The sequence below is a fragment of the Candidatus Accumulibacter necessarius genome (assembly GCF_036625085.1).
In genome coordinates, this window is the sequence record NZ_JAZKUM010000003.1 from 476,057 (window position 1) to 495,075 (window position 19,019).

Sequence of the window (19,019 nt, forward strand, 5' to 3'; positions counted from 1 at the left end):
GCAGTGGGTAAATCGAGTTGCGGATCGCCCGCTCCCTGGGGACTCTCGCAGGATAGGAAAATCACTCACTGCGGTCAAGGTGAATCCGACAATCCGGCGCGCCGGCCTGCCGGCTGACGGTTGTCGCGAGCACCGGGCCGGCCGGCGAGGCCATCAGGCGGTCGACCTCGGCGGCAGGAGAAAATCCCTTGGTCGGCGAAGCAGATGTGCCAGCACCGCTCGCGCGAGGATTCTCCATTGCGACTCGGCAACCTGCCGCGAGCGCAGGGCGACATCGAGCGCCAGGGCAAAACTGACCGCGAGGTTCATGAAGCCGATCACCGCGACGCCAAGCACCGCCCAGGCGAACAGCCATGGATCCGGGTTGAAGTCGAGGCCGACAAAGGCGATGCCGACAAAAGCCGACGAGAAAGCCACATGACGGATGTCGATCGGCAGTCCGACGAGCTGGCCGAAGAGCGTCGTGCCGCCGAGCAGGAAGCCGAACCACAGGTTGCCGGCGAGCGCGCCGAGGTTGTCGCCGACGTATGCCGCCACCCGCCGCATACGTTCCTCGCCGAACAGTCGCCGCGGCCAGCCGAGCTGAAGGATACGCTCCGGGATACGGTTGTAGGCGGCATAGTTGTCGTAGTAGCCGCTGATCAGGCCGGAAATGAACAGGCAGACACCGGCGATGGCGGCGTAGAACACAGCGCCGCTGTGCACCAGGCTCTGCTCCGCGAGCAGATGGCGCGATTTTTCGGCGCTGGTGAACGATTCGCCGCTTATCCCGAGAATGGCCAGGGCGATCAGCGCCGCGAGCGGTACAGCGATGCAGACGTTGCCGAGAATGGCGACGATCTGGCTGCGGCAGGTGCGCACGACCAGGTCGGCGAGTGCCTCGATGTCGCGCAGCTTGCCGCCCGCCTCGCTGATGCTGGCGGCGATGGTGTTGGCGGTCATGGCGGGTTGCTTGGTGGCGACGGTGCCATGCAGGATATGGATCAGGCAGAAGCCCAGACCGTAGTTCAGGCAGTAGGTGAGCGCGCCGGTCAGCGGCGGCATGTCGGTCTTGGCGAGCAGAATCTTGAGGCAGGCCATGCCGGCGATGACCAGGCCGCCAATCATCGCCGAGCGCGCCATCGACCTGTACTCCTGCGCGCTCTCGGTAATGTAATGGTCGCCATGATGGCTGGCGTTGTCCGTCACCCGCAAGGCGATCAGTTCGGTATTCTGGCGCCAGTGCTTGACCAGGTTGTTGCGCAGGCATTCGTCGCGGACCAGCTGGGTGAACAGGCTGACGATCGGCGGGCCGGCCGTTGCGCCGCCGGGGTCGGCCTGCAGCGGCGACAGGATGTCGAGCAGCTGCTCGCTGCGCCGCAGCAGTTGGCGCAGGCGCTGCAGATGATAGGTCAGGCGGATGCTGGTACCGTTTCTGGCGGCATTCTTCCGTACCCGCTCGATCACGTCCTGGCACTGGCTGAACAGGACCCGCAGATGGCGGTCGTCGGTTTGGCTCGTCAGCGGCTTGCCCCAGTTCCCGGGGTAGGCCTCGATGTAGGACATCAGCTCCCTGTTCTGAGCGACGAAGGGCGATTCGTAGGTTTCAAGCGACGGTTCCAGCCGCAGCAGTTCCGGCTCCATGCCGCAGGTGGCGATCCAGTACGACAGCACGCGCAGCGAACGCAGCAGCTCCGTCAGCGAGGGCGGCAGGGTGCCGCTGGCCGGTGCCTCGTCGAAACGCAGGGCGTCAATCAGTTGCAGCCAGGTGTCTTCGCCGACGCCGACCACCCAGTGGCGGTCACTCGGCCGGTTGAACGTGGCGCGCAGGACGGTGCTCAGCAAACCCGGGTCCAGCACCTCGGGCAGCAGCTTGTGGCCGATGCGGCGGAAGGCTTCGGAGACGAAGCCGGTATTTGGCAGGATGCCGGTGTGGGTGTACAGGTCGGTATGGCGATGCGTTCGCGCCAGCCTGGCCAGCGCCCCGCGCAGGGCGGAACGTCGCTCGGGGTGGCTGCCCAGGAGGTAGCAGAGTGCCTGCAGATTCCGTCGCGCGCCTGCGAAGTCGTGCGGGTCGGCGGGCCGGATTTCGTCGACCAGCCGCGCGAGCAAGGAGGTCAGATCGGCGTCCGGATCGGCAAAGAGGCCAAGAAGTTGTTTCATCGGGCTGGGGTATTTATCGGTAGGGGTGCCGCGCAAGCGGCTGCGAGGCCTCGGCGAAGTCGGGCGAGACGCCATGCCGGATGAGCGCCGTCGTTTACAATCGCGGAATCTTAGCAAACTATCGCGCTGGAAATTCCCTCCCGACTGGAACAAGCAGATGCTCATCGTCCTCTCCCCCGCCAAGAAGCTCGATTTCCTGACGCCGCCGACGCTCGCCGAGCATAGCCAGCCGCGCTTTCTCGACCAGTCGCAATTGCTGATCGACGAGCTGCGCCCGCTCTCGCCGTCGGAGCTTGCCAGTCTGATGAAGATCAGCGATCAACTGGCAGTGCTCAACAGCACCCGCTATGCCGAGTGGGCACCACCGTTCACGCCGGAGAACGCCAAGCAGGCGGCCCTGGCGTTCAACGGCGACGTCTACGACGGCCTCGACGCGCCCTCGCTGTCGCCCGCTGATCTGCGTTTCGCGCAGACGCATCTGCGCATTCTCTCCGGCCTCTACGGCCTGCTGCGGCCGCTCGACCTGATGCAGCCCTATCGCCTGGAGATGGGCACGCGGCTGGCCAACGCCCGCGGCAGGGATCTCTACGCCTTCTGGGGCGAGCGCATCACCGATGCGATCCGTTCGTCGATCGCGGAGGCCAATGCCAAGGTGCTGGTCAATCTGGCCTCGGAGGAGTACTTCAAGTCGCTGCAGCCGAAGAAACTCCCGGTGCCGGTGCTGCAACCGGTCTTCGAGGACTGGAGCGGCGGCAGGTTCCGGGTCATCAGCTTCTACGCCAAGCGCGCGCGCGGCCTGATGGCACGTTACGCGATCGTCAATCGCCTGACCGACGCCGCCGGCCTGAAGGACTTTGCGGTCGACGGCTACGCCTACGCCGACCAGGCCTCGAGCGACCGCGCCTGGGTCTTCCGGCGCCGGCTGGCCGCTTGAGGAAGCTGGCGCAGCACCGCTATTTTTGCAGCCCCCAGGTCGGGCATCGCGCACCCATATTGCAGCGCAGAAACGCAGTGGAACAACGAATTGCTTCGGAAATTCCCGAATTGGAGAAGCTTAAGGCGATTTCCAGAGATAGAGGTACCGATAAACGACAGCCGTCATCCCCGCGAAAGCGGGGATCCACCGTTCGGCCCGATGTAGGACAGAGCCTGGACTGGATTCCCGCTTGCGCGGGAATGACGGAACTCCTGGACGGTTTGGGATGGCAATCCATGGAATTCGCCTAAGGCAAGGAAATCCGGCCGCATGGACGACCGCTTTACCGGCCGCGTCCGTGTCACGCCGCTGCTAGTGCCGGCAGCTCAACACGAAATGGAACGGCGGACCTGATAATGCGCCTGCTGCATTACCTTGAGATCGAGAACTTCAAGCGCTTCGGCGAGCGACAGCGCATCGAGCTGGATCACCCGGCCGTGCTGATCGGCCCCAACAACTGTGGCAAGACCAGCGCCATCCAGGCCCTGGCCCTGTGGTCCCAGGCGGTGCGTACTTGGTACGACGCGCGCAAGGATTCCTCCGCCAAGGAGCGAACCGCCACCTCGTTGAACCGCCTCAACATTTTTGCCGTGCCGGTGAAGCGCACCCGCTTCTTCTGGCACAACACTCACGTGCGCAAGGGCAACAAAGACATTCCGCTGGTCATCACCGTCGGCGTGGAGTTCAAGGGGAAGGTGCGGCCATTGCCAATGCGCTTCCGCAACTTGGGCGACGAGCTGGTGTATTGCACGCCCTCCGCTGATGTGATCGCGGAGATGGAGTTGATCGCCCACGCGGCCACGCTGAAAGTGGAACTGCTCTACCCGATGTCGGGCCTGGACACCGAAGAGCCCATCCTGCAGCCCGGCCGGGTAGATGTGCTACTGGGCGAGGGGCGCACTGCGGACGTGCTGCGCAACCTGTGCCTGGGGGTGGCGAAGTCGTCGGTAGAGGACTGGGCGCGCATCGTAGAGTTGATGCAGCGTCTCTTCAACGTGTCGCTGGAGGTCCCCGTGGAGACGGCGCGCGGCAGTATTGCCCTCCAGTACCGGCAGCCGTGGGTGAAGGAGGCACTAGACGTGTCGTCGGCGGGGTGGGGCTTGCTGCAGATGTTACTGGTCTTCGCCTATCTGTATGCGCACAAGGGTAGCGTGCTCCTGGTGGACGAGCCCGATGCCCACCTTGAGATCCTTCGCCAGAAGCAGGTGTACGTGCTGCTGCGGGACATCGCCGGCGAGAACGGCTCGCAAGTGATATTGGTGACTCATTCGGAGGTGATCCTGGACGAAGCACTCGACACCAACTTGACCCTGCTGCTGGAAGGCCAGGCCGACGACCTGGCGAAGAAGCAGGACATCCGCAACAGCCTCAAGCACTTCGGCGCAGAACACTACGTGAAGGCGCGGGAGCGGGGGTACGTGCTTTATGTGGAGGGCGGCACCGACGTGGATATGCTGCGGGCCTTGGCGGAGCGCCTGGATCATCCGGTGGTGAAAGTGTGGGACGAGCGGGTCAATTCTTTCTATGTCCAGAACAATTACCCCTTGCAGGATGCCCGGGCCGAGCTCGAGCGGGTGGAAGGTGGCTTCGGCGTGACGCCGCGGGAGCATTTCAACGGCCTGCGTAATCTGCTGCCCGAGTTGCGGGGCCTGGCAATCTTGGACAACGATGGTCAAAACCGCCAGGACAAGGACGAGGGGGCGCTGACGATTCGTTACTGGCGACGTTACGAGGCAGAGAACTATTTCGTCACCCCCGAAGTGCTGCGCCAATATGCCCTGAGCCGTTTCCCGGCCGACGACCTGTTCATGGCGGAGCAGCGGGAGGCCTCCGAGGCGTCGCTCTCTGAGGTGGTGGTGGAGTTGGTGTTCGATGGCGACAAGGACGACTTCAAGCTGTGGCAGGAATCGCCGGCCGAGGCACGCCGCCTGGTTTGGGAGGCCAAGACGGAACGTCGCAAGCTCAGCACACTGGCCGAGGAATTCTTCCGCCGCCTGGCCAAGAAGCATGGTGGGGCGATGCTGCTGAAGAAGGGGGAGTTGCACGGCCTGGTAGCGCTTGCCACCCTAACGCCTGCGGCAGAGGCAGAGGTGCGCGCCAAGCTGGATCTGCTGGAGGAGGTATTTCAGGTAGCAAGAGTTCGCGGCGAGCAGACTGCGGGGACTGAGTAGGACATGGTGCAGCAGGACATCGATCACGCGGTGGCGCTTTGGGAAGAGTACAAGCGTACAAGCGCCGCAAGGCGTCAACACAGAAAGGAAAGCAAGCATGGCACTGACCCGTGATTTCAAAGAAACCGTCGCTGCGCGCGTACAGAATGATCCGGCCTTTGCGCAGGCCCTGCTGGACGAGGCCATCACCCTGTTCGTCAACGGCGAGCCGGAGTCGGCCAAGCTGATCCTGCGCGACCTCGTCAATGCCACCGTGGGTTTCGAGGCGCTGGCCGAGGAAATTCACAAGCCAGCCAAGAGCCTGCACCGGATGCTGTCACAGTCGGGCAATCCGACCATGAGTAACATCTCGGCAGTTTTTGCGGCAATCAAGCGCGCGCTCAAGGTCGAGGTGCGCACGCAGGTGGTGATGGCCTGATTCAGGCATCAAACCCTGCCACGACCTCCCGCTGCGCCACCCAATCCATCGGCAAAGGTGGTTCCGCGGAAGCCAAATAAAACTGCCTCATGAACACCCTCAAGAATATCCTCCGCGAGGACCATGACGAAGCACTGCGGCACGACATCCGGCTACTCGGGCGTCTGCTCGACGCTCCTGTACAAGCGCCTGCTCGCGTCGCGTCGCGCGGCGCCATGCAGGAGGTGATCATTGGCAGTCGTCCCGCCTCGCGCAAGAAGACCACCGCCATCGAAAACCTGCGCGCTATCCCCAGGGTGTTTTCCTGGGCCCAGTGTCGCCTCTTGCTTTTGGCCTTCTCAAGAACGGCATCAGCCCCGCCAGATCGTTCTGCTGCGGCCTGTTGCTGGTACCGTGTCCTTGAGTATCGCTAGAATAGGTGTGTAACAACCTTACACATCAACGAGTGTGCGTTATGGCTCATCGAGTCAGTATCGTCCTGGATGACGACGTTTGGCAGCGCTTCCAGGCCATTCCCGGTGGCGAACGTAGCCGCTTCATCAACGACGTGCTTGCGGTGGAACTGGTCAGGCGGCAGCAGCGGGAGGCGTGGGCAGCCATGCAGGCCATGCGCCACTCCTTGCCGCCGAGTCCTGGACGCAGCGAAGACTGGGTGCGCGAAGATCGGGATGCACACGGTTGAAAACGGTGGTGGTCGATGCCTCGGCGCTGCTCAAGTTCCCCCGCTCGCGCGGGGATGAACCGGCTACCATGGGTCGCGCCTCGGACGAGTACTTCAGGTTGGACGTGCCGATGCGCAGAGCGCCATGCCCAAGCAAGACGTTCTGCCATAGCCTGTTGTGGGGCAACTCGTGCCGGTGGTCATCAGCGATTCGCCGGGCTCAAAATTCACGACTGACCACCAGTGATGGCGAACATACACTCTGGCTGGTGGCGTCGGATTTCCCGTCCTTCCTTGAGGAAGCGTGGTGAACGCAGTGGTCTTCGAACACGTGCCGGTAGCCGAGCTACCGGAGAAGTGGCGAGCCCAGCTCGCCAAGGCGGGTAATGCCCTCGTGACAGTACGCATAGAGGAAGAGGCGCAGGACCAGGTACCCAAGGACTTCGCCGACGACCCGCTGTTCGGCATGTGGCGCGACCGCGAGGACATGGCGGACGTGGCGGGTTACATGGGCAAGCTGCGCGCCTCGAGGTTCAACGATGACGGGTCGCAGCGCGAGGGCTGATGACCGAACTCGCGCCGAGTTGATCGACGAGTTGGCTCTCTCGCACGGCGTGCGGCTGGCCGATGCGCTCATCGGCGCTACCGCGCTCGAGCTCAAGGCCACACTCATCACCGCCAACCTCAAGCACTTCGGCGCCATGCCGGGGCTCGACATCGAGGCGTTCGCGCCCTGAACGGCAATGCAGCGCTGGGAGGCGGCGCAAGATTCAAGACCCCGATGGCGTAGCACGCCAACCAACCTCTTCCGGCTTTGCCGCCAGAGACACGCAAGACTTCGCCTGTCGAACACCAGACTCCGCCCACAGGCAAAAAGGAAGACCTGACCGTGCCGATGCTGCCTACGCGATCGCCGCCGGCAGCCCCGTCCATACAATCCCCGCCGGCAGGCTGGCAACACCGATGCGGCCCTGGAAGCCGCGGGCTGGCAGCGGGTAGCAGCGCACGTCGTCCTCGAGCGGCTTGATCAGTTCGGCGATCTCCTCCAGGCAGCGATCCTTTGCGGCGTCACTGCCGACCAGCAGGAAAATGCTGTACTCGAGCGGCGTGGCATGCTTGCACATCTCGCGATGGACGCGCAGCAGCCGGCGCGGCTCGCTGATATCGTAGCCGATCACGAAAGCCATCGCCGCCCGTTCAGAAGCCATCGTCAGCTGCCGCGGCGAGTTCATCCGTGTCGGCGCCTGCATGGACGGCTTCGTCATTGATCGCTCGCGAGCGGGGCGCATCGACCGCCCCCGCCTCGACGATCGCCTCGGTAACGTCGGCAACGCTCTCCGCCAGCAGCTTGCGCAGGCGGGCGGCGAGCGGTTCCCACTCGGCATAGAAGCGCGCCGTCCCGCCTTGCCGAGCAGGCAACCGCTCTCGGTGGTCGAGAAATCTTCCGGGCGCAGTTTCTCCGAGCGAAAGAGCATCCGCGCGTGCTGGTCGACCTCGACCCGCAGCGGCTCGACGAGCTCGCAGGCCAGCGACTCGCGGCCGAAGTCGAGCCCATGATAGAAGCCGATAAAGGGATCGAGCCGGCGCCGTACAGCGCCAGCGCCGCCTCGGCGTGCAGCAGCGTATAGCCGAGCGAGAGCATCGCGTTAACCGGATCCCGCGGCGGCCGGCGGTTGCGGCCACTGAATTTGAGCCGGTCGGGCAGCAGGTCGGCGAAGCCCTCGAAGTAGGCTGCCGCACCGGCACCTTCCAGCCCGCGCAGCGAGGCGGTCGAGCTCTGTTGATCAACCGCCGCGATGCTGGTCGCCAGTCGCTTGGAAACGGAACCGGTGTCCTTGTCAAAAAAAGTTGGTGAGTGGGTTGAAAGAGTGATTGAAATCCCGGAACTTCTTGCGCCACCCCGTTCGGCCAATTAGGCGAATTCCAGCAATTGCGATCCCATCGCGTCCGGGGTTCCGTCATTCCCGCGCAAGCGGGAATCCAGTCCAGCCTCTGTCCGACATTGGGCCCAAACGGTGGATCCCCGCTTTCGCGGGGATGACGGCTGTCGTTTGTCGGTATCTCCATCTCTGGCAATCGCCTTAAAGGATCGCGTCATGAAGCCGCCATCCGTTCCCTGCCCGCCATGTCATGGCGTAACTGTCCCTCGCTGCGACCGACCCCAGCACCGGCAATAGAAAATTTCGCAGATCGGCGATCACTGCCGCCAGCGGGATCAGAGCGATGGCGTTTTTGCGCAGGAATGCCTGCCATTGTTTTTCCTTCTGAGCGTCGTTGATGAACTCGTCACTCAACCCGATCGGCACACCCATGGGAATTGCGGTGCGCCGACGCTCGAACGTGGCCGCGACGGCCCGCGACAACACCGAGCCGTCGAAGTCCGAATGCTTTGCCAGCACCCAGAGGTCGAAGAAATCCTTCATCCGGCTGTTCAGCATGCCGAGCGACGTCAGCGCCTCCAACTTCTCCGCAATGACCGTGTAGCGGGGATAGGCGCGGAGTTTCGGCTCGGGCATCTCGCCAAGGAGGACGGGGTAGTGCACGTCCTCCGGGCCTGGTACGACGGCATCTCCGAATCCGATGTCGACCTGCACTGGGCAACGGGCACTGTCCAGCAGCCCCATGAGCGTCACCCGAAAGCCAGCATAGTGCGCCTCCTTGCGGATCTCGACGGCCGCCACGGAATCAGGCTGAAACACGATGCCGTCCTCAACCTCAATGCGGCAGATGTCCTGGAAGACCTTTGCCAGATGAGGAATCTCGGCTGATCCGAACCCAAGGAAATCGGCATCGTGGGTGGGCCGATGCGGCACGTCGAACCACAGGTCGAACAGCAACGCGCCCTTGAGCAGAAACTGGTCGTGCTGATCCGAGATGCTCAAGCGGTAGAGCAGGCGCTCCAGCGCATAGCGGGTCAGCAACAGATTGTAGTCCAGCCTATCGGCGCGGGCCTTGTTGAGCAGTCGATCCCGGATGGAGGCTCCAATATTCCGGACCGTCATCCCAGGCTTTCCAGGTAGGGACGCATCACGTTGGCTACCCGGCAAACCTTGGCGTAGCGCCAGATGTCGTCACTGGTTACGCGTTTCTCGTGCCATGCCTCACGTAGCGCTTCCAGGGCAACGTCAAGGCCGATCTTGTTGCGGTATTTAAAGCAGTCGGCGACGGTCTTCGCGACGCAGGTGACGCGGACGGTCACCCTGTCCACGGCATGTTCCTCGACACCCTCGGTGAGTGCCGCACCCGAAAAGCGGACGATGCGTAGCGGCGGGTAATCGAGCTTCGGCGCGATGGACTTGTTCTCGATGGCCAGCCACACTGCAAACGGCGCCTGGGTGGTCAGGCCATGAAAACGAAGTGCCGAGAGCAGGCAGACGATTCCTTTGGGCACCCGGCGCGCCACTTCTGCCAGCGCCCCGTGGGCGGAAACCTCTCGCCCGGGCAGCCCGTAGAGACCCCGTCCAACGCGCTCCAGTTGCCCACGGCGAACGGCACGTGTCAGGGAAACCCGGGAGATTCCCAGAGGTGCCAGATCACACGGGCGGACCAGCCCTTGGGATCGCACCAAGTCGATCAGCTTCTCGGCAACGTTGTTCATGTCGGGCATGGTGGGCCATAACATCGGTAAATGTCAATAATTGCCGATGACATGGAACAGGTCGTGGTGCGGCGCACCCAAACCGACTTCGATCCTATCGCAGCTGTCGGAGCGAAACATGAGGCCATTCCGGCCGACCACGCCACGCTCGCTATTCCGGTCGACTTGCCCGGGCGCGTCCATCAGGATCTCCCGCACCATCGTGGTGTTTGACATGACTTCAGGATTCACGCTGCCGAAAAATGAGCGATACTCTGTGTCGCCGGGCGGTAACCGGCTTCATTTTGTGCATGGGGGGAAGATGGACTCTCCGGAACACCTGCATTTCATCTATCGACCAGTATTTCATCCTCAAGGTCAAGGAAGACTGATCCGTCGGCGGATGACGCCCTTGTGCCCGATGGTTGGGCAGTAATCCCTGTTCCGGGAAGCCGGCTGTCGGCTTCCCGGCAATTCATTCAATGAACGACATGAAACCCTTTCGTACGCTCTGGGCCGCACTGGCTTCCCTGTTGCTGTTGACCTCTCCCCTTGTCCACGCGGACGGTATCGAGACCCGCGCCGTTCAGTTCGCCAAGGGCCATTCTTCCGCAACGATCAAGGGCACGATCAAGGGTGACCAGACCATCGACTACACCCTGCGCGCCCGGGCTGGCCAGACCATGAGCGTCAAGCTGGCGACGAAGCATGGCGCCAACTATTTCAACGTGCTGCCGCCCGGCAGCAGCGACGTGGCGATTTTCATCGGCCAGAACGAGGGTAACGAATGGACGGGCGTCCTGCCGTCCGACGGCGAATACAAGGTGCGCGTCTATCTGATGCGCAGCGCGGCTCGCCGCAACGAGGTGGCGAACTACACGCTGACGGTCGGCATCACCGGCGCGCCTGGCCACAATGCAGCAGATTTCGGCAAGGCCCCGGCCAGCGACGCCAAGGTCAAGGGCACCCAATACCACGCCACCGGCCCGCTGCCGTGCCGCATGGGCAACGACAAGCCCATCGAGTGCCAGTTCGGCGTCATCCGCGGCAAGCCGGGCAATGCCGAGGTGCACATCACTCCGCCGGGCGGCCTCGAGCGCGTGCTGACCTTCATGGGCGACAAGGTCACCACGAATCCGGGCGAGAAGATCAAGGCGGTGAAGCAGGGCTACGACTGGTCGGTCGAGGTCAATGACTACGAGCACTACACGATTCCGGAAGCGGTGGTTTCGGGGGGGTGAGGACGTAGGGCATCGTTATGCCGGGGGTTGCGGAATCGTTATCGATGCAGTTATCGTAGTACCGTAAATCGTTCGAAAAGGATTTTGTATGCTATCGGTGACTGTTTCCCCTAAGTTCCAGGTCGTGATTCCTCAGGTGGTACGTGAGCAGATGCGGATCACGGTGGGTCAGAAGATGCAGGTGGTCACGATTGACCGCCGCATCGAGCTGCTGCCGATCGAGACGGCGCAAGCTGCGCGGGGCTTCCTCGCCGGCATCGACACGACCGTTGTCCGCGAAGCCGACCGGGTATGAGCGTCGGCCCCAACCTGGTCGATTCCTGCGGGTGGCTGGAATACTTCGCCAATGGGGCGAACGCGGATTTTTTCGCGCCGGCGATCGAGGACACGGACCGACTGATCGTGCCGTCCCTTTGCCTGTTCGAAGTGTTCAAGCGGGTCTTGCAACAGCGCAACGAGGGCGATGCGCTGCGGGCTATCGGCATCATGCGCCAGGGGCAACTGATCGATCTGGACTCTCACCTGGCCCTGAGCGCGGCACGGTTGTCCGCCGACACCAGGTTGGCCATGGCGGACAGCATCATTCTGGCCAGTGCGCGCCACCGGCAGGCAACGCTTTGGACGCAGGATGCGCACTTCGAGGGCATGGCCGATGTCCGCTACATTCTGAAGCGCTGAATGGACTGCCCGGTTTTTGGCGCAGGTGGTGTTTTGGCCGATCAATTCGCATTCGGCCCGCTGGCCGGACGCGTCCTCGGCCAGGCGGGGCACAACCGCGATGCCGAGGAACCGCGCTTCTACGTCCTGCGCGTGCTGACCGACCGCTTCGCGGCGGCCGAAGGCATCACGGTGACGAAGGCGGAAATCGACGCTTTTCCGGCGTCGACCGCAGCAGCGCTGGCCCGCGACCGCGCCGAAGCCGTCGAACGGCGCGACACCCTGAGGCGCGAGCAGGCCGCCGGCAAGTTGCCGGCCGAGCGGAAAACGCAGGTCGAGCGCGAGATTGCCAGCGCCGAGCAACTGATCGCCTACCTCGCGCCGGCCACGGGCGCCGCCGTGGCCGAAGAGGGCCAGGCGCGGGCGGAAGTCGCCGCCGCCTTCATCCGCCAGTGGAAGATCAACGGCGCGCTGCAGCGCAAGTACGGCGGGCGCATCATCTTCCAGCAGGCCGGCCCGGAACCGCTCGACGCCACCCGCCGTTTCCTCGAGGCGGCGCAGGCTGCCGGCGACTTGGCCATCGTCGACCCGGCGCTGGAAAAACCCTTCTGGGCATATTACCGCGACGCTGACCGGACAGTCCCGCGGCTACCACTATGTCGACTACCAGTTGCGGGCCGCGGCCGGACAGACCATGAAGGCGGTCTTCAAGAGTCCGCACGCTGCGGCCTCTTTCAACCTGCCGCCGCCGGGTTCGGCGGAGACGGCGATGTACGTCGGACAGTTCGGCCAGCACTGCATGAACCGTTTTGACGGCCTGCTGCCGGCCGACGGCGAGATGTGACAGGGGCACACAACTCAACTGACGCAACTGACGGGGTCAGACGCTGACGGGGTCTTGCCGTTTGCCAAGGCCACACTCATCACCGCCAACCTCAAGCACTTCGGCGCGATGCCGGGGCTCCACATCGAGGCGTTCGCGCCCTGAACGGCAATGCAGCGCTGGGAGGCGGTGCAGGATTCAAGACCCCGATGGCGTAGCGCACTAACCAACCTCTTCCGGCCTTGCCACCAGAGACACGCAAGCCTTTGGCTGTCGAACACCAAGCTCCGCCCACAGGCAAAAGGGAAGACCTGACCGTGCCGATGCTGCCTACGCGATCGCCGCCGGCAGCCCCGTCCATACAATCCCCGCCGGCAGGCTGGCAACACCGATGCGGCCCTGAAAGCCGCGCGCCGGCAGCGCGTAGCAGCGCACGTCGTCCTCAAGCGGTTTGATCAACTCGGCGATCTCTTCCAGGCAATGATCTTTCGCGGCGTCGCTGCCGACCAGCAGGAAGATGCTGTACTCGAGCGGCGCGGCGTGCTTGCACATCTCGCGATGGACGCGCAGCAGCCGGCACTCCTCGCTGATATCGTAGCCAATCACGAAAGCCAGCGCCGGCCGTTCAGAAGCCATCGTCCCCGGCCGCGGCGAGTTCATCCGTGTCGGCGGCAGCGTCGGCTGCTGGGTCATCGATCGCTCGCGAGGAGGGCGCATCGACTGCCCCGGCCGCGACGATCGTGCTGGCGACATCCGTGAGGCTCTCGGCCAGCAGCTTGCGCAGGCGCGCGTCGATCGGCATCAGTGGACAGTCGCCGCTGTGTCGGCTACTGTCGGCAAGCCATGCCAAGAACAAGGTAAAAGGTCGTCGGCCAAATCAGGGGGGTCGCCATGAACAAGATCTGCACGGCAAGCTTGTCGTCACGGCTTTCGTGTTAAAAATCTGGCAGAGTGTGGCTTTCTTCACCACTACAGGGCGACGCTGGCGATGCCGAACGACTTCCTGATTCCGGCAACCTACCCTCGACGGGTGCTGCTGGCGGTCACCGGACTGTCGCCGCAGGTCGTGACCGAGACCCTGTGCCACCTCTGTAGGCTGCGCCAGCCGGCTTTCGTGCCGACCGAGATCCACCTCGTCACCACCACTGAAGGCGCCCGGCACGCCAAGCTGACGCTGCTGCACCCCAGCCAGGGAAGCTTCTATCGCTTGCTCACCGATTTCGACCTGGCGGGCCAGATTACCTTCGACAGCAGCCCGATCCATGTCCTGCGCGATCCGGCCGGACTGATCCTCGAGGACATCCGCAGCAACGCCGACAACACTGCCGCTGCCGACGCCATCACGGCGCTGCTCGGCGATTTCACCGCCGACCCCGATTGCGCCCTGCATGTCTCGCTCGCCGGCGGCCGCAAGACCCTTGGCTATTACTTCGGCCACGCGCTCACATTACGCATTCGGTGAGACCGCGCGCGTGGATAATCGCCTCTTTCAGCAAAGGAAGATGTCATCCAACGCTTCTCTCAATTGCCCGCAAGCGCGCGCGCTGTCTGGGCAAAAAGTGGTGAGCCGCACGGTCATGGCTTGTTGGCGCACATGCTCGATGTGGCTGCTGTGGTCGAGGCGATCCTGCGTCGAGAGTCGCTCCGCACGCGCGAGTGGGCTGCGAATTCCTTCGGCCTGCCCGTAAATGCGGCGCCGCGTTTCTTGGCGGCCATGTGTGGTCTGCATGATTTTGGCAAGGCCATCCCGGGCTTCCAGGTCAAATGGAATGATGGACAACACGCTGACGAGGCGGCTGGACTTCGCTTCTCTCCTGACGCAGCCTTGAGGGCGGTTCGCCATGATCTGGCGAGTGCTGCGCTGCTTCGCTCCGCACTTGCCAGCCGTTCTTCAGGCTCGTCGTGGCCGCTCGCCGTTACGCAAGCAATGGGCGCGCATCACGGCTATTTCCCTCGGCCACAGGAACTGGGAAGTGCCAGGCCACTATTCGAAGGCGGCGAGTGGGCAAAGGCGAGAGCGCAACTGCTGGATACCTACCTGGCTGTTTTGCAGCTTGGTGAGTTGCCGACACTGGATCAAATCGCTCTACCTGCCGTCGCCTGGTTGGCCGGGTTGGTCAGCGTCGCCGACTGGATTGGCTCCAATCAGGACTGGTTTCCGCCTGGCGAACGTGCCGATGTGATCTCACAGCACCACGCCAAGGCTTGTGACCTGGCTGAGCGGGCATTGGACGATATCGCCTGGCCGGGCTTTCGGCCACTGCTCGCGGTCGACGCCGCAACCGATGCGCTGGTGGGTCGCATCCTTGGGCAAAGGGCGGAGTCGATCGCTGCACGTCCGCTGCAACAGGCTGCCGACCGCTTGCTGGATAGCGTCAGCGGGCCGGTCCTGATAATCGTCGAGGCACCGATGGGCGAGGGCAAGACCGAACTGGCTTTTCTCGCCCACCTGCGCCTTCAGGCCGCGAATGGGCATCGCGGCTTGTATGTGGCCTTGCCTACCCAGGCGACCGGCAATGCCATGTTTGACCGAACGCTGACCTTTCTGAAAAGCTTCTCGCCGGATATTCGCCTCGACATTCAGCTTGCCCACGGCGGCGCCATGCTGGATGAGCGGATTCACCAGCTACGCGGGGTGAATGATTCCACGAGCGAGTCCATTTCATCCTCCGCGTGGTTCTCTCAGCGCAAGCGCCCGTTGCTGTCGCCCTACGGCGTTGGCACCATCGACCAGGCGCTGTTCGCCACGCTTCACGTCAAGCATCATTTCGTGCGCCTGTGGGGACTGGCGAACCGGGTGGTCGTGCTGGATGAAGTTCACGCTTACGATACCTACACCAGCGGCCTGATCGAAGCGCTATTGCGTTGGCTCAAGGCCATGAACTGCTCGGTGGTGCTGATGAGCGCTACCCTGCCGGCGAAGCGGCGTGCCACATTCCTGCATGCGTGGGGAGCGGACGGCGGGCCCGATGTCGCCTATCCGCGCGTGCTCCTGGCCAGTAGTGAGGGAGTCCTGGGTGAACACGTCCCGTGTCGACCGCTTACGCCCATCGTGGTTGTCTGCATTCCCGAAAACCTGGAAGACCTCGCTGTCTTTGCTTTGGAGGGCCTGTCCGGCGGGGGTTGTGGCGTGGTGATTGTCAACACCGTCCAACGCGCGCAGAGCTTGTATTCCATGCTGAAACCCCAGCTTCGCCTTGGTGAGGCGCTTGGCAAGGACGTGGAATTGCTGTTGTTCCACGCCCGCTATCCGGCGGATGAACGCAGCGAACGAGAAAAGCTCGTCCTCAACCAATTTGGGCGTGGCGAAAAAGCTCAGCGCCCCGCCCGCGCCTTGTTGATCGCAACCCAGGTGGTCGAGCAAAGCCTGGATGTCGACTTCGATTTCATGATCACTGATCTGGCGCCGGTAGATCTGTTGCTGCAACGCGCCGGGCGGCTGCATCGGCACGAGCGGCAACGCCCCGCAGCCCATGCCGTGCCTCGGCTGATTGTGGCCGGCTTCCAGCGCGAGCGCTTGCCGGAGTTGAAGGAAACCGCCTGGGGCTACGTCTACGACCCCTATGTGCTTTATCGCACCTGGGACATCGCTGGGGCGGAAGCGATCTGGCGGTTACCCGAGGACATCGACCGGCTGGTGCAGGCTGTCTATAGCAATGACCCATTCGAGGCTGAAGAGCGGAAGGAATATCTGGAAACACTCGATCAAGCCTTGGGCACGCACTTGGCACAGGTTCAGGAACAACGGCAACGCGCCATGAACGTGGCCCTGGATGCCGAGGCTGAGCTATCGAATGCCTATGACAAGCCGCGCGCCAATGAAGAAGGCGACGGTGATGGGCTGCAAGTCGTGACCCGGCTGGGTGAGACGAGTCTGGCGGTCGTGCCTGTGCTGGCGGGTGAAAGCGGCTGGCGGTTATTCGCCACCGACGAACCTTTCGACCCGACGGCGGAGCTTGATCACGCCAGCGACCATGCACTCGCCCACCGCATCTACCGACGCCAGCTTCGCCTTTCCCGCAAAGACCTGGTCAAGGCTTTGCTTGCGCAACCTGTTTGCGCAGCCTTCGATTCACATCCCCTGCTACGCAATCTGCGGCCGCTCATATTCACCGCTAGTATTGCGGAATTTGATTGCCTGCGCGTGCGACTCGACCCCGAACTCGGTATCTCTTTTGAGACCAAAAAAAAGGAGGATGCATGATCCGCCAACCCGCCTTCAACCTGCTCGACAAACCCTGGATACCGGTGCGAACCCACGCCGGTGAGGTGATCGAAGTCAGCCTGAGCGACGCCTTGCTGAAGGCCCCAGATTTCGCCGCCTTGGCGGAAACCTCGCCGCCCAACCTTATCGCTCTTTACCGCTTACTGCTCGCGGCGGTGCACCGGGCGTTGACCACCCAGTACGGCGCATGGCGTGATGCCGACCGCACCCGTTGGTGGAGCGATGGGTTGCCGGAAGCGCCGATTCGGACCTACCTGGAACACTGGCGGGAGCGCTTCTGGTTGTTTCATCCAAGCGAGCCGTTCATGCAGGTGGCAGCGTTGGCGGAAGCGGAAGAAACACGAGCCAAATTGAAAGCCAGAACGCAGATTCAGCTCGAAGGCGCAAATGGCAACACACCGGTTGTGTTTGACCATTCGCTAGATGAAGCGCCTTCCGGCGTCTCATTTGCGCCGATCTGTCGCAACTTGCTAGGGTTTCTCCAGTTTACGCCAGGTGGTCTGGTCAAAGTCCTGCGTGATTCCGACAAGGCCGGCCCGTTATCCAATACGGCTGCCGTCATGCCCACCGGTGCAAACCTGTCGGAGACCCTGCTGCTGGGGCTGCACCCCTTCGATGCTCGCCGCCCCGATGACTTACCAAGCTGGGAACGAGTGGCACCCACTATTGCCATGTTGCGGGCCGACCCAATCCACGCCAGCGGTCCGAACGACCGCTACACGCGACTCGTTCGCGCAGTGCTTTTGGTGCCAGAAGCAGAGGCAGGACAAGTCCGCCACATTCGTTTTGCTGCCGGGCTTGCTCTGGGCGATGACCCCAACGCGCCCGACCCGATGGCCTGTTACCGAATCAATAAGGACGGCAAGGCCATCCGAATTTCGTACAACGAAGGACGTTCCATCTGGCGCGATCTGCCGTCACTGGTACCGGACCCGAGTAAATCCAGAGACATTCCAGCAGCCGTTCTGGGATGGGCCGCGTATCTTTGCGCGTCGCTCGGAGAGGGGGATGCCCCCGTGAGAATCCTGACGGCCGGTCTTGCCAGCGATCAGGCCAAGCTGCTGCGATGGCGGGCGGAACGTATCGAGTTGCCGAAAGCCCTCCTGACGCAACCGGACGCGGCGGAGTTCTTGCGCATCCAGGTGCGATTTGCCGAAGAAATCCATAGCCGTTTGCGCAGCTTCTACACCAGCCTGATCGCCCAAACCATGCCGGAACCGAATCACAAAGACACCAAAGCCCGGGCCAACGCCATCCTGGCCAATGGCCCCGCCACCGCTGTGTTTTTCTCCGCCGCCGAACGAGCCTTACCCAAACTCATGCAACAGATCGCCGTCGGTGAGATCGAGGCTGCCGACCGTGACTGGAAAACCGCCCTGGCCGGAGCCGCCAAACAATCCTGGACAGCAACCCGGCGCAGCCTGGGCGATTCACCCGCGGTCCTGCGGGCAGATGCGCGGACTTGGCCACGATTCTGCAGCCTGCTGAAAACCCTCACTCCACCCATCCGGGAAGCCCGACCCACACCTGCACCAGAGGAGGTTACCGCATGAGCGAGCACGCTCAATCCTTCATCACCCACCTGATCGGCCTCAAGGATCGGGAACGCGGTGCGTTCGCACACCTCAAGCGCAGCCTGGGTTTCGACCCCGGTGCGTATCCGCCTGCCTACCCGTACGTCGAACGTTTCGTCGGTGCAGACAAGCATGCCGATGACCCTCGGCGACAAGCGCTGTATCTCACTGCGGGGTTGTTCGCCTTTCACCCGATGCATCACGAGGGCGCGAGTTTCGCGGCCGCGCTCGGCCGATTAGGGCGTTCTCGCGAAAGCGAAAGCATCGAGAAACGCTTCGTTGCCCTGCTGGGCGCCGAGCCGGAAAGCTTGCCGACGTTATTGCGGCAGTCAGTATCTCTGTTGGCAGCCGATGGCATCGGCTGCGATTACGTCAGCCTGCTCGACGATCTGGCGCGCTGGTTCGATCACTGGAACCTGGAAGCACGAGATCGTCTGCGCCAACACTGGGCACGCGACTTCTACCGTGCCTACGACCCGCACACCGCGTCAGCCGATGACCTGGATGCCGCTTTACTCGCAACCGAACCTGCAATCGAACTTTGACCGGAGGTC

At 63.0% G+C, this 19,019-nt stretch carries 22 protein-coding genes and 3 pseudogenes; 16 read left to right on the forward strand and 9 right to left on the reverse strand.

Going from position 1 to position 19,019, the window contains the following annotated elements; translation table 11 throughout:
* Positions 1–153: 153 nt before the first annotated feature.
* Complete coding sequence (locus V5B44_RS10435) at positions 154–2,142, reverse strand: site-specific recombinase (RefSeq protein WP_332358972.1); 1,989 nt, start codon at positions 2,140–2,142, stop codon at positions 154–156.
* Between the two features lie 157 nt (positions 2,143–2,299).
* Here V5B44_RS10435 and yaaA point away from each other — a divergent pair, with 157 nt between their 5' ends.
* From yaaA to V5B44_RS10470, 7 genes and pseudogenes are all read left to right on the forward strand, one after another.
* Positions 2,300–3,076 carry a peroxide stress protein YaaA gene (gene yaaA / locus V5B44_RS10440; RefSeq protein WP_332358973.1) on the forward strand — a complete coding sequence of 259 codons (777 nt, stop codon included), beginning with the start codon at positions 2,300–2,302 and terminating at the stop codon, positions 3,074–3,076.
* Positions 3,077–3,474: 398 nt separating this feature from the next.
* The gene (locus V5B44_RS10445; protein WP_332358974.1) at positions 3,475–5,289 is read left to right on the forward strand and encodes an ATP-dependent nuclease; all 1,815 of its coding nucleotides are present in this window, start codon (positions 3,475–3,477) and stop codon (positions 5,287–5,289) included.
* 97 nt (positions 5,290–5,386) lie between these two features.
* Positions 5,387–5,707, forward strand: a complete 321-nt coding sequence (locus V5B44_RS10450) for a DNA-binding protein (protein WP_299018458.1) — start codon at positions 5,387–5,389, stop codon at positions 5,705–5,707.
* Between the two features lie 89 nt (positions 5,708–5,796).
* A pseudogene (locus V5B44_RS10455) lies at positions 5,797–6,036 on the forward strand (phosphoenolpyruvate carboxylase); the annotation flags it as partial.
* Between the two features lie 125 nt (positions 6,037–6,161).
* On the forward strand, positions 6,162–6,389 hold the full coding sequence (locus V5B44_RS10460; RefSeq protein ID WP_332358976.1) for a hypothetical protein: 228 nt from the start codon (positions 6,162–6,164) through the stop codon (positions 6,387–6,389).
* Positions 6,390–6,675: 286 nt separating this feature from the next.
* Positions 6,676–6,933 (forward strand): hypothetical protein, encoded by a 258-nt coding sequence (locus tag V5B44_RS10465; protein WP_332358977.1) that lies wholly within the window; start codon positions 6,676–6,678, stop codon positions 6,931–6,933.
* Entirely contained in the window at positions 6,908–7,105 is a 198-nt protein-coding gene (locus V5B44_RS10470) for a PIN domain-containing protein (RefSeq protein WP_332358978.1), read from the forward strand. Before V5B44_RS10465 ends, V5B44_RS10470 begins: the two co-directional genes overlap by 26 nt.
* A 165-nt stretch (positions 7,106–7,270) precedes the next feature.
* On the opposite strand, the gene V5B44_RS10475 is transcribed toward V5B44_RS10470, so the two are convergent.
* The 6 genes and pseudogenes from V5B44_RS10475 to V5B44_RS10505 form a co-directional block, all read right to left on the reverse strand.
* On the reverse strand, positions 7,271–7,576 hold the full coding sequence (locus tag V5B44_RS10475; protein WP_332359114.1) for a CRISPR-associated endonuclease Cas2: 306 nt from the start codon (positions 7,574–7,576) through the stop codon (positions 7,271–7,273).
* On the reverse strand, positions 7,566–7,787 hold the full coding sequence (locus tag V5B44_RS10480; RefSeq protein WP_332359123.1) for a hypothetical protein: 222 nt from the start codon (positions 7,785–7,787) through the stop codon (positions 7,566–7,568). Before V5B44_RS10480 ends, V5B44_RS10475 begins: the two co-directional genes overlap by 11 nt.
* Positions 7,788–7,816: 29 nt before the next feature.
* Positions 7,817–8,280: pseudogene (cas1, locus tag V5B44_RS26635) on the reverse strand (CRISPR-associated endonuclease Cas1); the annotation flags it as partial.
* 169 nt (positions 8,281–8,449) lie between these two features.
* Positions 8,450–9,370 carry a nucleotidyl transferase AbiEii/AbiGii toxin family protein gene (locus V5B44_RS10495; RefSeq protein WP_332358979.1) on the reverse strand — a complete coding sequence of 307 codons (921 nt, stop codon included), beginning with the start codon at positions 9,368–9,370 and terminating at the stop codon, positions 8,450–8,452.
* On the reverse strand, positions 9,367–9,966 hold the full coding sequence (locus V5B44_RS10500; protein WP_332359115.1) for a type IV toxin-antitoxin system AbiEi family antitoxin domain-containing protein: 600 nt from the start codon (positions 9,964–9,966) through the stop codon (positions 9,367–9,369). The genes V5B44_RS10495 and V5B44_RS10500 overlap by 4 nt, the downstream gene beginning before the upstream one ends.
* A gap of 33 nt (positions 9,967–9,999) precedes the next feature.
* Entirely contained in the window at positions 10,000–10,182 is a 183-nt protein-coding gene (locus V5B44_RS10505) for a hypothetical protein (protein WP_332358980.1), read from the reverse strand.
* Positions 10,183–10,427: 245 nt separating this feature from the next.
* Between V5B44_RS10505 and V5B44_RS10510 the strand changes: the two genes are divergently transcribed.
* The 4 genes from V5B44_RS10510 to V5B44_RS10525 all read left to right on the forward strand — a co-directional run bounded on the left by V5B44_RS10510 (position 10,428) and on the right by V5B44_RS10525 (position 12,656).
* The gene (locus tag V5B44_RS10510; protein ID WP_332358981.1) at positions 10,428–11,186 is read left to right on the forward strand and encodes a hypothetical protein; all 759 of its coding nucleotides are present in this window, start codon (positions 10,428–10,430) and stop codon (positions 11,184–11,186) included.
* Positions 11,187–11,274: 88 nt separating this feature from the next.
* The gene (locus V5B44_RS10515) at positions 11,275–11,481 is read left to right on the forward strand and encodes an AbrB/MazE/SpoVT family DNA-binding domain-containing protein (protein WP_332358982.1); all 207 of its coding nucleotides are present in this window, start codon (positions 11,275–11,277) and stop codon (positions 11,479–11,481) included.
* Positions 11,478–11,864: a type II toxin-antitoxin system VapC family toxin gene (locus V5B44_RS10520; protein WP_332358983.1), complete on the forward strand. Its 387-nt coding sequence runs from the start codon at positions 11,478–11,480 to the stop codon at positions 11,862–11,864. Before V5B44_RS10515 ends, V5B44_RS10520 begins: the two co-directional genes overlap by 4 nt.
* Positions 11,865–11,897: 33 nt before the next feature.
* Positions 11,898–12,656 carry a hypothetical protein gene (locus tag V5B44_RS10525; RefSeq protein WP_332358984.1) on the forward strand — a complete coding sequence of 253 codons (759 nt, stop codon included), beginning with the start codon at positions 11,898–11,900 and terminating at the stop codon, positions 12,654–12,656.
* A gap of 340 nt (positions 12,657–12,996) precedes the next feature.
* Here the strand turns inward: V5B44_RS10525 and V5B44_RS10530 are convergent, their stop codons facing one another.
* Positions 12,997–13,302 carry a CRISPR-associated endonuclease Cas2 gene (locus tag V5B44_RS10530; RefSeq protein WP_332358985.1) on the reverse strand — a complete coding sequence of 102 codons (306 nt, stop codon included), beginning with the start codon at positions 13,300–13,302 and terminating at the stop codon, positions 12,997–12,999.
* Positions 13,292–13,468, reverse strand: a complete 177-nt coding sequence (locus V5B44_RS10535) for a hypothetical protein (protein WP_332358986.1) — start codon at positions 13,466–13,468, stop codon at positions 13,292–13,294. The genes V5B44_RS10530 and V5B44_RS10535 overlap by 11 nt, the downstream gene beginning before the upstream one ends.
* Positions 13,469–13,654: 186 nt before the next feature.
* Between V5B44_RS10535 and csm6 the strand changes: the two genes are divergently transcribed.
* The 5 genes and pseudogenes from csm6 to casB all read left to right on the forward strand — a co-directional run bounded on the left by csm6 (position 13,655) and on the right by casB (position 19,010).
* Positions 13,655–14,128, forward strand: coding sequence for a CRISPR-associated ring nuclease Csm6 (csm6, locus tag V5B44_RS10540; RefSeq protein ID WP_332358987.1), 474 nt, complete (start codon positions 13,655–13,657; stop codon positions 14,126–14,128).
* 132 nt (positions 14,129–14,260) lie between these two features.
* Positions 14,261–14,764 (forward strand): annotated as a pseudogene (locus V5B44_RS10545) (CRISPR-associated endonuclease Cas3''); the annotation flags it as partial.
* 264 nt (positions 14,765–15,028) lie between these two features.
* The gene (gene cas3, locus V5B44_RS10550) at positions 15,029–16,870 is read left to right on the forward strand and encodes a CRISPR-associated helicase Cas3' (protein WP_332359116.1); all 1,842 of its coding nucleotides are present in this window, start codon (positions 15,029–15,031) and stop codon (positions 16,868–16,870) included.
* Complete coding sequence (casA, locus tag V5B44_RS10555; protein WP_332358988.1) at positions 16,867–18,444, forward strand: type I-E CRISPR-associated protein Cse1/CasA; 1,578 nt, start codon at positions 16,867–16,869, stop codon at positions 18,442–18,444. The genes cas3 and casA overlap by 4 nt, the downstream gene beginning before the upstream one ends.
* Positions 18,441–19,010 (forward strand): type I-E CRISPR-associated protein Cse2/CasB, encoded by a 570-nt coding sequence (gene casB / locus V5B44_RS10560; protein ID WP_332358989.1) that lies wholly within the window; start codon positions 18,441–18,443, stop codon positions 19,008–19,010. Before casA ends, casB begins: the two co-directional genes overlap by 4 nt.
* Positions 19,011–19,019 lie beyond the last annotated feature (9 nt).

Excerpts from the sequence above, each read along its gene's own strand:
- V5B44_RS10435 (WP_332358972.1), bottom strand. The coding sequence starts at position 2,142 with ATGAAACAACTTCTTGGCCTCTTTGCCGATCCGGACGCCGATCTGACC.
- yaaA (WP_332358973.1), top strand. The coding sequence starts at position 2,300 with ATGCTCATCGTCCTCTCCCCCGCCAAGAAGCTCGATTTCCTGACGCCG.
- V5B44_RS10445 (WP_332358974.1), top strand. The coding sequence starts at position 3,475 with ATGCGCCTGCTGCATTACCTTGAGATCGAGAACTTCAAGCGCTTCGGC.
- V5B44_RS10450 (WP_299018458.1), top strand. The coding sequence starts at position 5,387 with ATGGCACTGACCCGTGATTTCAAAGAAACCGTCGCTGCGCGCGTACAG.
- V5B44_RS10460 (WP_332358976.1), top strand. The coding sequence starts at position 6,162 with ATGGCTCATCGAGTCAGTATCGTCCTGGATGACGACGTTTGGCAGCGC.
- V5B44_RS10470 (WP_332358978.1), top strand. The coding sequence starts at position 6,908 with ATGACGGGTCGCAGCGCGAGGGCTGATGACCGAACTCGCGCCGAGTTG.
- V5B44_RS10475 (WP_332359114.1), bottom strand. The coding sequence starts at position 7,576 with ATGGCTTCTGAACGGGCGGCGATGGCTTTCGTGATCGGCTACGATATC.
- V5B44_RS10495 (WP_332358979.1), bottom strand. The coding sequence starts at position 9,370 with ATGACGGTCCGGAATATTGGAGCCTCCATCCGGGATCGACTGCTCAAC.
- V5B44_RS10500 (WP_332359115.1), bottom strand. The coding sequence starts at position 9,966 with ATGAACAACGTTGCCGAGAAGCTGATCGACTTGGTGCGATCCCAAGGG.
- V5B44_RS10505 (WP_332358980.1), bottom strand. The coding sequence starts at position 10,182 with ATGTCAAACACCACGATGGTGCGGGAGATCCTGATGGACGCGCCCGGG.
- V5B44_RS10510 (WP_332358981.1), top strand. The coding sequence starts at position 10,428 with ATGAACGACATGAAACCCTTTCGTACGCTCTGGGCCGCACTGGCTTCC.
- V5B44_RS10515 (WP_332358982.1), top strand. The coding sequence starts at position 11,275 with ATGCTATCGGTGACTGTTTCCCCTAAGTTCCAGGTCGTGATTCCTCAG.
- V5B44_RS10520 (WP_332358983.1), top strand. The coding sequence starts at position 11,478 with ATGAGCGTCGGCCCCAACCTGGTCGATTCCTGCGGGTGGCTGGAATAC.
- V5B44_RS10530 (WP_332358985.1), bottom strand. The coding sequence starts at position 13,302 with ATGGCTTCTGAACGGCCGGCGCTGGCTTTCGTGATTGGCTACGATATC.
- V5B44_RS10535 (WP_332358986.1), bottom strand. The coding sequence starts at position 13,468 with ATGCCGATCGACGCGCGCCTGCGCAAGCTGCTGGCCGAGAGCCTCACG.
- csm6 (WP_332358987.1), top strand. The coding sequence starts at position 13,655 with ATGCCGAACGACTTCCTGATTCCGGCAACCTACCCTCGACGGGTGCTG.
- casA (WP_332358988.1), top strand. The coding sequence starts at position 16,867 with ATGATCCGCCAACCCGCCTTCAACCTGCTCGACAAACCCTGGATACCG.
- casB (WP_332358989.1), top strand. The coding sequence starts at position 18,441 with ATGAGCGAGCACGCTCAATCCTTCATCACCCACCTGATCGGCCTCAAG.